Origin of the sequence: Microcoleus sp. PH2017_24_DOB_U_A (assembly GCF_020738205.1) — a bacterium.
Classification (GTDB): Bacteria; Cyanobacteriota; Cyanobacteriia; order Cyanobacteriales; family Microcoleaceae; genus Microcoleus.
On record NZ_JAEQCT010000060.1, the window covers coordinates 26,922 to 40,658 of the forward strand.

The window sequence follows — 13,737 nt, forward strand, 5'->3', positions numbered from 1 at the left end:
CGGTTGTCTTACTCTTCCTCCATGTCCGTTTAGAGTCGTGGCAATGCCCTATCCCGACTATATGTATCGTTTTGTTTTAACTAACAATACTTTTGTTTTGCTTCCAGGTTGGATTATAACCATTGCCCTTCAGTCTTTCCCTATTTCTTGAGCAGTCCCGGTTTCAACTCTGATGAGTATATATCGCTGCACTATACGGCGGGGATTTCAACCACCTACATTCTGGCACAAAGCCGTCCTGGAAGGACGGGGCTTCAAACCCAATTTCTTGGTGATGCCGATATTATTCGACTGTCACCGGAGGTATTTCTGAGGATACCTCTAATGTTGCTTCGGGTGTAGCTTCCGTAACTGGTTCGGATGTAGCTTCCGTAACTGGTTCGGATGTAGCTTCCGTGACTGGTTCGGGTGTAGCTTCCGTGACTACTTCGGGTGTAGCTTCCGTGACTGCTGCGGTTGTTTCTTCCGGCAAATCTTCTTCCATTGCTGAGGGCACATCTTCGAGTATTTCATCGGAGAGTTCATCGGCATCAGTTGAATCAGCAGGAACTTCTATCCCAGCTTTAGCTTGCTTTTGGGCCAGCATTTTTTCACGGAACTTAGCAGCCATTTCCTCAGCTTTCTCGTATACCAATTCACGATTTTTGACCATCGCGCCCGGTTCCGGTTCCAACTGTTTGGTGGAGAGAGAAATCCGGCCTCTTTCGGCATCCAAGTCAATGATCATCACCTTCACTTCGTCGTTGACATTAAACACGCTATGAGGCGTATCGATGTGATCGTGCGAAATTTCCGAGATGTGTAGCAAGCCGCTGACGCCGCCGATGTCGATAAAAGCACCGTAGGGCTTGATACCGCGTACTGTACCGATGACCACTTCCCCGACTTCGAGGCGGTTCATCTTGCGCTCAACTAAGGCGCGACGATGACTTAATACTAGGCGGTTGCGGTCTTCGTCTACCTCTAAGAATTTCAAGGGTAATTCTTCGGCGACTAATTCTTCCTTCGGTTTGCGGGTGCTGATGTGAGAACCGGGAATGAAGCCTCGCAACCCTTCTATTCTCACCAGTGCGCCGCCACGGTTAGTGGCAAATACTTGCGATCGAACTGTAGCGTCTTCTGCTTGCAGTTGTCGCACTCTTTCCCAGGCGCGCATATACTCAATGCGTCGAATGGACAGGGTTAATTGTCCGTCTTCATTTTCATCGGTGAGGATGAAAAATTCTCTGGTTTCGTTTGATTGCAATACCTCTTCAGGGCTTTCGACTCGATTGATCGACATTTCCTGAATGGGAATGTACGCTGCTGTTTTAGCACCGATATCAATCAGAGCGCCCCTCGGTTCTATACTAAAAACTGTACCCGCTACTACATCGCCGGGGCTAAAGTGATAGTCATATTTATCAAGTAAGGCCGCAAAATCTTCGTGAGTAAAGCCGATGTCTTTGACTGTGGTTTTGGTATTGACCATGCGAATAGTTTCCTAGGATTTCTCTCCTTCATGTTTTTCGTTTGCAGGCAGATACTAGAGATTTTGCTGAAAAAGTGGTTAACTTCTTGCAAAATCTTTTACGAAAGTCAGTTTTTGCCAACTTTTGCCCGGTGCAACCGTACACCGGCGCTTGCCATTGCTCTTAATTCCAACTCTGTGTTAAAGCGTTTGATTTTTAACATTCAGAGTCCAGTGGATTATTATACCTTATCGGCATACTGCTTTTAAATTAATTTAGGTAGGGAAACGGCATTGCCGTGTCCTGAGTTGCCTGAGAAGCATCCGGACACGGCAGTGCCGTGTCCCTACCCGATGGATTATTTTAGGGTAGGGATACGGCATTGCCGTGTCCTGAGTCAACTGAGGGTGCAACCGGAATTGACATAACGCAGGATTCCTGGTTTGCTCGATCGCACGACTCATCCGGTTCCGACAAATCCGATTCATTTTCTGGCCCAGTTTCTGGGCACAAAGCTGCGTCAAGGGGACTCTGAAGGTGATTCAGGGTATCGACAAAATCTCGAATGCCCCGAAATTGCCGATATACAGAGGCGAAACGGACATAAGCGACTTCGCTGAGTGGCCGCAAATGTAATAATACTAATTCTCCAATGTTAGAACTCGTGACTTCCCGGAGCGATCGACCTTGCAGTTGGGCTTCGATTTCTTCTGCGAGGGTTTCGAGCTGTCCCGAAGACAAACCTGTTTTTTCGCAGGCCCGAACCAGTCCTCTGACTAATTTTGACCGATCGAAAGATTCGCGCTTCCCGTCCCGCTTAATCACCGTAATCGGCACAAATTCTATGCGTTCGTAAGTTGTGAAGCGGTGCTGACAGCTCAAACATTCGCGCCGCCGACGGATGCTTTGACCAGATTCGGCTGAACGCGATTCGAGAACGCGGCTATTTGTGTGTTGACAGGAGGAACAGCGCATGATTGCTGATTTTAACAGGTGTTGCCAGCAAATTGCCATTCATCTAACCGCCCGGGGGTCTGATGAATAGCTGGACTAGAAAAATTACTGAGGATACAGTGCTGAGGATGTGTCTCAACTTGAGCTAAAACCTAGTTCTAGACTGCTGTTTGATGGCTAGGCCCGATCCCCCCTAGCCCCCCTTAGGTCGGGGGGACAAGAGTGTCTTGCGTCCCCCCACTATCCGGGAGGACAGCAGTTTTATCTTTCGTCCCCTGACTATCGAGGGGGCGGAAATTCTCTCAAAGTCCCCCTTCTTAAGGGGGATTTAGGGGATCGAGACTCTGCTATAAACAAGAGATACAAAGGTTTTGAGGCCATTGTTGACACCCCTTGGCTGCCAGCGTATAGCTAATTATTTGCCAATCCGGGGTGGTTCCCGAAAGGCTATCGCAAAAAATAGTACACCTAAGGCTAAAGCCAGAATCAAAATGTAAGCAACGCTTTCCATGTTAAATTTTCCCTATCTTCCCTTGCCGTATTATTTTATCAGAAAATTGGGTTGAAAACCCCGTCCCGATCGGACGACTTTTTTACATTGTTAAGTAAAATAACAAATCCATCTTAACAAATGAATATGGTAGAATAACTAGATCAGACAAGATGTAAAAACCTACCCCCGGACTGGGGGAAAGTCTACGCCCAAAACATTTTTGAGGAGATATGACTACGCAGCTAGGCTGCAAATGTAGTCAGCCTGGGAACCCACGCTTGCGCGGGATATTTTGACAGAAATGTCTTAAGAATCCCCGTACCTTAAGGTCGGGGAGTGTCAATAACTAAAAAAACCCGGTTTCTTGAAGAAACCGGGTTTTTGTGCACCGGGGAAGTTTCCCGATGTACTCTTCGGCGGCAGAAAACTAGATAGATTCTTCTCTTCTTGTGCTCTTGTCGCCCAGTTTTTGGAACAAGCCCCACTCGACTTGTTCTTCCAGGTCAGCCTCAACTCCAGCAAACACGTCGCGGAAAATAGTCCGAGAACCGTGCCAGATATGGCCGAAGAAGAACAGCAAAGCAAAGCAAACGTGTCCGAAAGTAAACCAACCGCGAGTTGAAGTACGGAAAACACCGTCAGAATTCAAGGTTTCGCGATCGAATTCAAATACTTCACCCTGTTGGGCGGCGCGAGCAAACTTCTTAACATCTAAAGGATTCTTAAAAGTTTGACCGTTCAGTTCGCCACCGTAGAAGCTGACAGTAACTCCGCTTTGTTCAAAGCTGTATTTTGATTCAGCACGGCGGAAGGGGATGTCAGCGCGAACGACCCCATCTTTGTCCGTCAAAATTACTGGGAAAGTTTCAAAGAAGTTCGGGAGGCGTCGTACCGACAATACCCGACCTTCGTTGTCAGTAAATACTGCATGGCCCAACCAAGTTTTAGCAATACCGTCGCCGTTGACCATCGCGCCAGCACGGAACAAACCACCTTTAGCAGGAGAGTTGCCCACGTAGTCGTAGAAAGCCAATTTTTCGGGAATTTGCTCGTAAGCTTGTTGGAAGCTTTGACCGGCGGCCAAGCTAGCTTGAGCTCTGCGATCGATCTCTTGTTGGAAATAGTTGCCGTCCCACTGATAGCGAGTCGGGCCGAAAAGCTCGATCGGAGTAGCAGCAGAACCGTACCACATCGTACCCGCAACCACGAAAGCTGCAAAGAACACAGCAGCAATACTGCTAGAAAGTACAGTTTCGATGTTACCCATCCGCAGGGCTTTGTAAAGACGTTCCGGCGGCCGCACAGTCAAGTGGAACAAACCGGCAATTACGCCGACTACACCCGCTGCAATGTGGTGAGCGACGATGCCACCGGGATTGAACGGATCGAAGCCTTCAGGGCCCCAAGCAGGCGCCACTGGTTGGACGTGACCGGTCAAGCCGTAGGGGTCGGAAACCCACATTCCCGGGCCAAAAAGTCCGGAAAGGTGAAATGCCCCGAAGCCGAAGCACAGCAAGCCGGAGAGGAACAAGTGAATGCCAAACATTTTTGGCAAGTCGAGGGCTGGTTCGCCGGTGCGAGGATCTCTGAAGAGTTCCAAATCCCAGAATACCCAGTGCCAGACTGCTGCTAAAAACAGCAAACCGGAGAGGATGATGTGAGCAACAGCAACGCCTTCAACAGACCAGAAGCCCGGATCGACGTTAGTTTCGCCGGTGAGGCTCCAACCGCCCCAAGAACCGGTGACTCCTAAGCGAGCCATGAAGGGTAGCACGAACATCCCTTGACGCCACATCGGGTTAAGAACTGGGTCTGTGGGGTCAAAAACTGCTAGTTCGTAAAGGGCCATTGAGCCGGCCCAACCAGCCACGAGGGCAGTGTGCATTAAGTGTACAGAAATCAATCGACCTGGGTCATTTAAGACGACTGTGTGTACGCGATACCAGGGTAGTCCCATTGACTGCGGTTCTCCAAGGTGTAAGTGATGATGTCTATTTTGACGGAAAAATCAGATTCTCAATGCCGTGCAGTTACCTGCGGGCTGTAAATTCTGACGAGTGCCGAATCCTTTCTACCGCTTCTAAAAACCTACAGAAATCTGTAAATCAAACTTAGCGGTCTATGTTTAGCCTAGATCAAGTGCTATAAGCTTCCTGATTGCTCAGGTTGGCCTAATCTTCCCAGTTAGAGACTGCCCTTATTAGCAGAGGACTTCCATATTTGATTTTTTGATGATTAATTTGTGCCAAGTGTGTTTCTGTGGTTTTCATGCCCAGTCAGCTTTAGCAACCCGCACCAATCAAGCGTTTTTCCAGTTTATAACGATTTATTGCTCGGCGATCGTCAAAGTCTGAAAAATCTAGACAAGTCTAGATTTTTCGGCTACTGTTTTAAACCCTCACAGGGGTGGAGGCATAAAAATGAAAGTTATTTAAAGAAGTGTATCGAGTGTTAGAACCGATTGCAATATGTTCGGCCTTACATTAATTGCGGGTTCTCGATTTCGCAGCGGGTGGCGATCGTCCCGAGGCGTTCGAGGACTTGCTCGGCATCGATCAGTCTGGTGAGGGTGACGCTGCCGATATTTTTTGCCGGATCTGCGGGATCGGGAGGGGCACAGGGTTTGACTTCTACCATGAGCACGGCGTCTTCTACGCGGTAGAGCCACATTTTTTCGTTGCGATCCAACAGGGAGAGCTTGAGCTGTTGGATGTCTGGCTGGCGCCTCCAGCCGGCTGCTGTCCACTCGCCGCCAACTCCCCAGACGCGCCCCACTTTCCAGCCGTCGGATAAGAAGAAATATTTCATTTGCTGTGTGCGCTTGTTAATTATTTTTTTGTTATAGCATTCGGCCGAAGCAAGAAGGAAGTTATGTTAGGGTGCCGAGTGCGGGTACAATAATGTGGCGATCGCCTACTTAAGAATTTTCCCCTGCGATCGGCATCCTACTGACTGACTTACAAAGAAACCGGGTGTCGAGTTTCCCGATCGCAAGTTACCTGTTGTAAAGGAATCTTCACAACGAATTCTGTCCCTTTACCGGGAGCAGAAATACAACTAATTTGACCGCCGTGTTGTTCGACAACAATTTGGTGACTGATAGATAAACCCAATCCCGTGCCACTCCCTACAGGTTTTGTGGTAAAAAACGGGTCAAACATCTTTTTTACCACTGCTTCACTCATGCCAATACCGTTGTCAGCAATCCGAATCACTGCGAATTGACTGGGAGAATTTTCGGGAGTAATTGTCGCTGACAACTGATTGTAAGCTCTTGCTGCTTTGCCTTTGCCAACTCCCGAACATTCTGCTGTTTCCAGCTCAGTATGAATCTCTATTTTGGGGTAAGGTTGAGTTTCTAGGGCATCAATGGCATTATTTAGCAAACTGGCAAACACCTGATTCAACTGACTGCTGTAACAGGGAACTTCCGGCAGGTTGCCGTAGTTTTTTATTACCTCAATCTCTTGAGAAATAATGCTGCTCCCGCTTTTTTTGCTAACACCTTTACCTCCCGCTCGGTGCTGGACGAATAGTAAAGTGTGATCGAGATTTTGATTGATATCTACTTCTTTGATGCCGGATTCGTCGAGCTTTGTGAAAAACTTTAACGATTCAACAATTTGTTGGATGCGCGATGCTCCAGACTCGATTGACTGCATTAGCCGCGACCAATCTTTTTGCAAAAAATCTAAATCTATACTCTCAGCGAGTTGTTGTATTTCGGCTCCGGGTTCTGGATATTTGTTTTTGTAAAGTTCCAGGAGGTTGTTTAAATCTTGGAAATAGTGGCGGGCTGGATTGATATTGCCCAAAATAAAACTATTGGGATTGTTAATTTCGTGGGCAACTCCTGCTACCATTCTCCCGAGACTTAACATTTTTTCCGTTTGAATCAGTTGGGATTGGGTGCGTCGGAGATTGTCTAATGTTAATTTTAATTGAGTAGCTTTTTCTCGTTCCCGCAGTTCGCTTTTTCGCAGTTCCAGTTCGGCTTGTTTGACAGCGGTGATGTCGCGGCTGACAGATAAGACAGATGCAATTATCCGATCGCGCTTAAATTCAGGAACCATGCAAACTTGATAAAATTTAGTGCCTGATTTTGTGAGAAAATTAAACTCAAAGCACTGTTCGGTGCCGTTAGCGAATACGGCGCACAAAGCTGCTTCCGAGAGCATCACCACTTCCTCAGACATTCCTAACTCTCGATGGGTTTTACCCGTGAATGCTGCGGCGGGGATTCCTGTCGCTAATTCGGCTGCTGGATTGACGTAAAGGTGGCGCAGTTGCTTGTCAAATCGGGCAATCATATCCGGGGAATTTTCCGCTAAGGCCCTGAATTCTTGTTCGCGGCGGTATGAGGTTTCTTGTGCAAGCTTTTGCTCGGTAATGTCGTAAGTCATCATTAGAATGCAGTTGGTGTCGCCAATGCTAATGATTTCTGCGGATATGAGGACACACTTGATATTGTCGAACTTGGTACGAAACTGGAATTCTTGTTTGTAAATACTGCCGGATATGTGCAAGATTTCTAAGAAACGATCGCGATCGCCCAAATTCTCCCATAAATTGATTTGGCGATCGGTTTTTCCCAAGATTTCCTCGGGAAAATAGCCGGTGAGGTTGCAAAAGCTCTGGTTGACTTCCGTTAAGTATCCCTTTTCCAGTGTGGCGATTGTCATGGCGGCGGGGCTGCTGCGAAAAGCTTTGGCAAATTTTTCTTCGGAAAAGCGCAGGGCTAACTCGGCTAATTGGCGCGATCGCACTTCCGATCGCAACAGCATATTTTGTTGTTCTAATTGTTTGGTGAGGTTTCGCAGTTGTAGGTGAACGTTGATGCGGGCGATCGTCTCTTCGTGCTCCAGCGGTTTAGTGATGTAGTCTACTGCACCCAAAGTCAACCCTTTCACTTTATCCGCAGCCTCGGAAAGAGCTGTCATAAAAATTACGGGAATGTCCTTAACTTCATCTATTGATTTCAGGCGGCGGCAGGTTTCAAATCCGTCTATTCCCGGCATCATCACATCTAGCAAAATGATATCTGGCAAGATTTTTGTGACTCTATCCAGCGCTTTTTCTCCCGTTGTAGCTACAAAAATCTCAAATCCGTATTCCACTAGGAAATATGATAATATGTTAATATTAGCGGGTTGGTCGTCTACGATTAATACTTTGCTTTTTGGCTGAGTCTGCATATTTTTATGTTTGAAAATCAACGAAATGGCTCACATAAAGTAGGTTGATTGGGAGTGTCTTAACCCAACATACAAGAATATGAGAAGGCATTGAATAGAGAAACAGAGTTGCTTGCCACAAACTCAACCTGAAAGCCGAGATGTTGCATCGCTGTTACTCGGCTGCTTGAGTTTGGTAGAATTTGGTGCAACAGATCGGATGTAGGAGATGGAACCCTTATAGAAATCTATTCTACTATTTATTCTTCAAATTTGCTCGGTTATATCAACTTTAGAGTGTGAAAAACTGGGTTTCTGGTGCCGTGACGTACAACTGCCATACATACCAGCGGGAGCATCTCATTTTCGCAAAAAGGATGTTTTTTACAGTGCTGTCCCCGCTCGCGTGCTTTACACAGCACGCGAGCGGGGACAGCACTACTAAAAATGCAAAAATAAGATGTACCCAATACCAGCGATGGCGATCGTCGCGCATCCCAACGCTTACGTTTCACTGGCCATGACTTACTTACCAGAAAGAATTGGTTGAAAGCCCCAAGTCTTTGAGGGAGAAATTAAAATCAGACTATTCATTACTCCAATCCTCTTCCTTCTAGGTAGAGGTCGCTCTCACACCCTTACTATTTATACTGCAAGTTTGCTGGCTCCGAACGATTTTTAGGATTGAGGCTATAACTGCTTGTTAAATCAGATTATGAGGATTGAACTCCGTACTAGGAAGCAATTTTAGTCGCCCGGATTTAAGTAAGGCCCAATTAGTTTAATTATCGCGTCATCGTCATAGCGATCGACTAACTGCCAAATTTTCCGAGCAAATAGGGCATAGGTCGGATTTAACTCTTGCAGGCGCTGTGCTTCGTACTTAACCTGCTCGAAATTACCGATTTGAGCGGCTTCGTACAAATAAAGTAACTCTTCGCGGGGAGGCATTTCTACGTCTTCTGAGCCGATCGCCAATTCAGAGAAAGTACGCGCGATGGAGTTATCCCGTAGGGAATCGCCCGAAGCCTCAAAAATCCAAATCAGTCCCAGATAATTCTGTATTTTTGCCAAAAAATCATCAATTATAAAAAATTTACTGATAAAATCAGTGTAGCCTATTTCCTCTTGCTTTTCCAACTCCAACTCGAACAGCCCGCTAGTAGCAATCAAGATTGGCGTCTCCCGAAACATTGGCAAACAACGCAATTGAGCGCAGAGTTCAAAACCGCTGATTCCAGGCATCAACAAGTCAGCAATAATTAAATCCGGTTCCTGGGAAATCGCTATTGCTAAACCTCTTTCACCAGAATCAGCCTCAATTAACTCAAAACCCAGCGGTGCTAAAATATCCACCATCAAAGAGCGATTTTCTGGGCTATCGTCAACAACTAATATTCTACGCCGTTGACCTTCATAACCTGTAATTACGGGTTGCTGTGGTGGTGGCAAAACTGGTAGGAGCACATCTGCGAGGGACAATTCAATCTCAAACCAAAACGTACTCCCAACACCCCAACAACTTTCGACTTTGAGTTCCCCTCCCATCAGCGAAACTAAGGTTTGGGCAATGTTTAATCCCAAACCCGTCCCTTCTGTTTTCTGCCCGATTTCGTTCACTTGTTCAAAAGGTAGAAATATTCGTTCTATTGCATCGCTAGTAATTCCGATGCCTGTATCTTTAACTTGAAAGTGGATTTTGGTAATTGGGAAGGCGGGACTTGCATTAAATAAAAAATCTGATTCCTGGCCCCCGCTCAATATTCCTGCAACAGGTTGACTGTTCTCAATTACCTCTACCTTAAAAAGTATGCTACCTTCATCAGTAAATTTAATCGCGTTACTTAATAAATTCAGGAGAATTTGACGCAACCGCTTTTCATCGACAGATACAAAATCCGGAATTTTACCTGCTATTTGGGTGACAAAGACCAGGTTCTTTTCTTCGGCTTTGAACCGAAAAATTTCTAATATGTCATTGAGAAAATCCGACAAACAAACATCGTTAACAGTTAACTCCATCTTTTCAGCTTCAATTTTAGCCAAATCTAAAATATCATTAATTAAAGTCAGCAACTGAGAACCGCACTGCTGGATCGTGCGAATTTGCTCTTTGTCGCGGGGAGAAAAATCTGGCTGTCGGGAAAGTATTTGAGTGTAGCCGAGAATGGCATTGAGGGGAGTACGCAATTCGTGGCTCATATTGGCAAGAAAGGCACTTTTAGCAAGGGATGCGACTTCGGCGGCTTCTTTTGCTCTTTGGAGTTCGGCAATGCGATCGCTCACCTTTTGTTCTAAAGTGCGATTGTAGTCTGCCTGCAACTTTTCGGCTTTTTTGCGATCGGTGATGTCTTGAGAAGCTGCGATCGCGCCGATAATGTTGCCAGCTTCATCAAACAGCGGCGTACTAAAAACTTCTAAAGGAATAGTGCGATCGGGCAAACGAATTTCTATGTCTTCCACTCTCACGGTTTCTCCTTTGAGCGATCGAGCGACTGGATTTTTTTCAATTGAATATAATTCATCTGTTCCTGCATCGTAAAGTCTAAAAACTTTTGCTATTTGCTCAATTGTAGACTCCGGTATAGTTTGGATATTTACTAACTGTCGCGCTATCTGATTTATGTAAATCAGTTGTCCAGTAATATCATGAACTGATACTCCCACCGGCATAGCTTCGAGGATTTGTTTCATGCGGCTTTCACTGTCGGTTAAGGCAGCATTTAAAGATTGGAGCGATTTGAAAGCATATTGCAGTTTGTCTGCCATATAATTGAACGAATTTGCCAATTGCCCGACTTCATCAGCGCGATCGATCTCGACATTTGTATTCCCTTCATTGTTAGCTAGAGCTTTGGCGGCAGTATTTAAGCATAAAAGTGGCTCTGTTATCCATTTGGCTGTGAAAATGCCGACAACAATTGCTCCCGTTAAGGCAGTCGCACATAGTATAATTGTGGTGAGATTGTTGGCGTCAATTTCTGCCATAAAATCAGATTCTGGGATGACGATCGCAATCAACCAATCTAAACCAAAATTATCCTTGTAAGGTACTACTTTGAGTAATTGGGATTGGCCGTCAATTTCAAATTCAAGGTGTTGAACATGATTAATTTGGGAAAAATCGCCAAAGTGATTCGTTAAAAATAGACCCGTGGCGCGGATTGTAGCATTTGGGCTTGCCGTTAATTTTAATCGATTAAACTGCTGGTTGCTCAAAATATAGGGATTGTCGGGCCCGGAATTGGCTACTAACAACCCGCTGCGTTCGATAATAAAAATTTTTGCCGACTTGCTAGTTTTTATGCTATCGAGAAAATTGGCAATCTTTCTAATGTTGAGGTTTACCGAAAAGACTCCCAGCAGTTCCTTTGTCGCCTCATCATAAATCGGTCGATTGCCGTTAATTACTAAATCTGTATTGTTACCGACTTGAAAAATATTACTCCAGGTGGATTTCCCGGCAGCTTTAGCAGCTTGGTACCAAGGCCTATTTGTGGCATCAGGTTGTCGAAAAGTTTTGTATAGTTTGGTTCTATTACCTAGCAAGTCTGGAACATACATATTGATGATGCCCCGATCGAACTCATCCGATCGCATAATCAGATTCTGTCCGATAGTGCGATCGCTTCCCACGAAGTCTCCCCGTTTGCTACCAAAAATAATGGTTGTCGGCGAATCGAACTGTTTGAGTTGAAACGAAAGGTAGCGTTCGAGTTGCCGCAAATCTTGTAAATTGATTGTTTTTTGGCGCACCGCATCGGCGTTAATGCGGTTGATCGAATGAGGCGCAGACAGATATGTATCGAGGTAATGTACGACGCGATCGCCAATTTGTGCTGCTAGCCGATCTGCTAGGTTGTTAACCGCCTTTTGCCCGTTTGTATAGGAAAGATACCCCACCAACCCCGCAGTCCCGACAATTTGCAGCACAAACGGTACAATCAGCACTGTTCGTAGCGGGATTTTTTTGAGATGGGCAGTTAGGCGATAGACTGTTTTAATCGACATGATAAAACCGTGCTTATCAAAGTGGGGAAATTGAACGATCGCACTTAGTAACGCAAGGATCTCGCTGACTGAGAGTTGGCAGGCTTTTTCTTTAAGCTCTTGCAGAAATATAAAAAAGCACTCCAACAATGGTTGGTATTTGAATTATAGTACATTGGAAGGCGTGGGCGATCGAATCAAGAGAAATCCGACAGCGACAACTTCCGCAAAGGAGGACAAAAATAAGCTAGGAAATTAAGGTGCGATCGAGTAGTGGGAATATTTTTACCCTAGTCGCTACCGACGGCTAAATTCTGTATTTCTTCCGATCAATATAATCATCAATATTATTCAGCATATGAGTTAGATATTTCACCAATTTATCTTTATCATCAACTAACTTGCTCCAAAGTATTTGACTCAAAGCATCACAAAACGAAACATTTCCATGTGCCAAATCGCATCGGATCTTAACCACAAAATTCAGAATGTCATCTATTTCTCTACTCGCAACTCCTAAATTCCCAAAGAAGCCATACATATCTATGAGTTATTTGATAGTTTTAGCATCCAAATTTCCCGATATGGGAATATTAGATGAATCTAACGAAACCATCTCATCATCCAAAACCGATTTAATTAATTCCCGAAGATTGTCAGCGATCGAATCTTTTTTGATATATGAGTCTCTGAAACTTTTACTTTTATCATTCAGCAACCACAATCTCTTGATTTTCGGACTTAAATCTTTATAAGTTAATTGCTCGATTAAGATAATATCATGAATTGCTGTTATGCCGTTTCTAATAGAAGATTCGACGAGATTGTATAATAGCAGATAACAATGAGACTGCAAGATTTTTTGAATCTCGCTATCAACAATATATTCACCTGATGGGAAGATGATTGATTTAGAAGATAATGCACCAAGTTGTTCAATCTTATCTACTAATTCAAAATATTTCTGAATTTCTGCCACTCGCCTGTTAAAGTCTCTGATGAACTCTTTCATAGGCTTTGACTTAAAAGTGGTTTTTTAACATCATATGTCTTCAGTTTAATTGAAAAATCTGTCGGTACGCAATTCAATATCTTCTCAAGAGTTGATGCGACAAAACACTTCATTTATTACTTTCTCATCAGCCTTGTCTGAGAGAACGATCGTTCTGATCGAAGTGTTTTTAAACTTTCTTTGGCGTGAAGGTGCGAGATCCTTAAAATAGGAACCATTTAGAGAATCTAGTGTTTGGAGGTTGCTCAATTGGAACTGATTTGTCAGGAAAGCTGCCAGAGTCATCACCCTCTGAGCTCCATCAACAATCGCTATTTTTCCAGTTTCTTCGATTTCTGCGACAATCATGGCAGCAATAGGCACACCAAGAATAATCGATTCAATGAATCGAGATTGATGATTAATACCCCATCTCAAGTTTCTGTGAAATTCAGGGAGATAAATCTCACCGAGCCCGGCATCATCTTGTTCCAGGTATTTATCGACTATGAATTCGATGGCATATTCTGTGGTATAGTAGTCAATCTTTTGCTTTATTTCGTCAATCTGCTCTTCGGCGATATTGATGATGTCTTGCCTAAGTGCTTGAGACATAAGAACGAACCTGCGTTTATAATAACAAGGACATACAAAGATACTTCAACCTTGGTTGGTATCTGTATT

At 44.8% G+C, this 13,737-nt stretch carries 8 protein-coding genes and 1 pseudogene; all 9 read right to left on the reverse strand.

Annotated elements, in window-relative coordinates; translation table 11 throughout:
- Window positions 1-283: 283 nt before the first annotated feature.
- Window positions 284-1,471, reverse strand: a complete 1,188-nt coding sequence (locus JGK07_RS17820) for a 30S ribosomal protein S1 (protein ID WP_293183180.1) — start codon at window positions 1,469-1,471, stop codon at window positions 284-286.
- A gap of 343 nt (window positions 1,472-1,814) precedes the next feature.
- Window positions 1,815-2,426, reverse strand: a complete 612-nt coding sequence (gene nrdR, locus JGK07_RS17825; RefSeq protein WP_293183214.1) for a transcriptional regulator NrdR — start codon at window positions 2,424-2,426, stop codon at window positions 1,815-1,817.
- Window positions 2,427-2,820: 394 nt separating this feature from the next.
- On the reverse strand, window positions 2,821-2,916 hold the full coding sequence (locus tag JGK07_RS17830; protein WP_083622085.1) for a photosystem II reaction center protein T: 96 nt from the start codon (window positions 2,914-2,916) through the stop codon (window positions 2,821-2,823).
- Between the two features lie 409 nt (window positions 2,917-3,325).
- Entirely contained in the window at window positions 3,326-4,855 is a 1,530-nt protein-coding gene (gene psbB / locus JGK07_RS17835; RefSeq protein ID WP_293183178.1) for a photosystem II chlorophyll-binding protein CP47, read from the reverse strand.
- 521 nt (window positions 4,856-5,376) lie between these two features.
- The gene (locus JGK07_RS17840; protein WP_293143313.1) at window positions 5,377-5,706 is read right to left on the reverse strand and encodes a hypothetical protein; all 330 of its coding nucleotides are present in this window, start codon (window positions 5,704-5,706) and stop codon (window positions 5,377-5,379) included.
- 149 nt (window positions 5,707-5,855) lie between these two features.
- Complete coding sequence (locus JGK07_RS17845) at window positions 5,856-8,093, reverse strand: PAS domain S-box protein (protein ID WP_293183176.1); 2,238 nt, start codon at window positions 8,091-8,093, stop codon at window positions 5,856-5,858.
- Between the two features lie 726 nt (window positions 8,094-8,819).
- A complete protein-coding gene (locus JGK07_RS17850; RefSeq protein ID WP_293192237.1) occupies window positions 8,820-12,083 on the reverse strand; it encodes an ATP-binding protein in 3,264 nt (1,087 codons plus the stop codon).
- A gap of 286 nt (window positions 12,084-12,369) precedes the next feature.
- Window positions 12,370-13,074, reverse strand: a pseudogene (locus JGK07_RS17855) (MAE_28990/MAE_18760 family HEPN-like nuclease).
- An 84-nt stretch (window positions 13,075-13,158) separates the two neighbouring features.
- The gene (locus tag JGK07_RS17860; protein WP_293183172.1) at window positions 13,159-13,668 is read right to left on the reverse strand and encodes a DUF262 domain-containing protein; all 510 of its coding nucleotides are present in this window, start codon (window positions 13,666-13,668) and stop codon (window positions 13,159-13,161) included.
- Window positions 13,669-13,737: the final 69 nt, after the last annotated feature.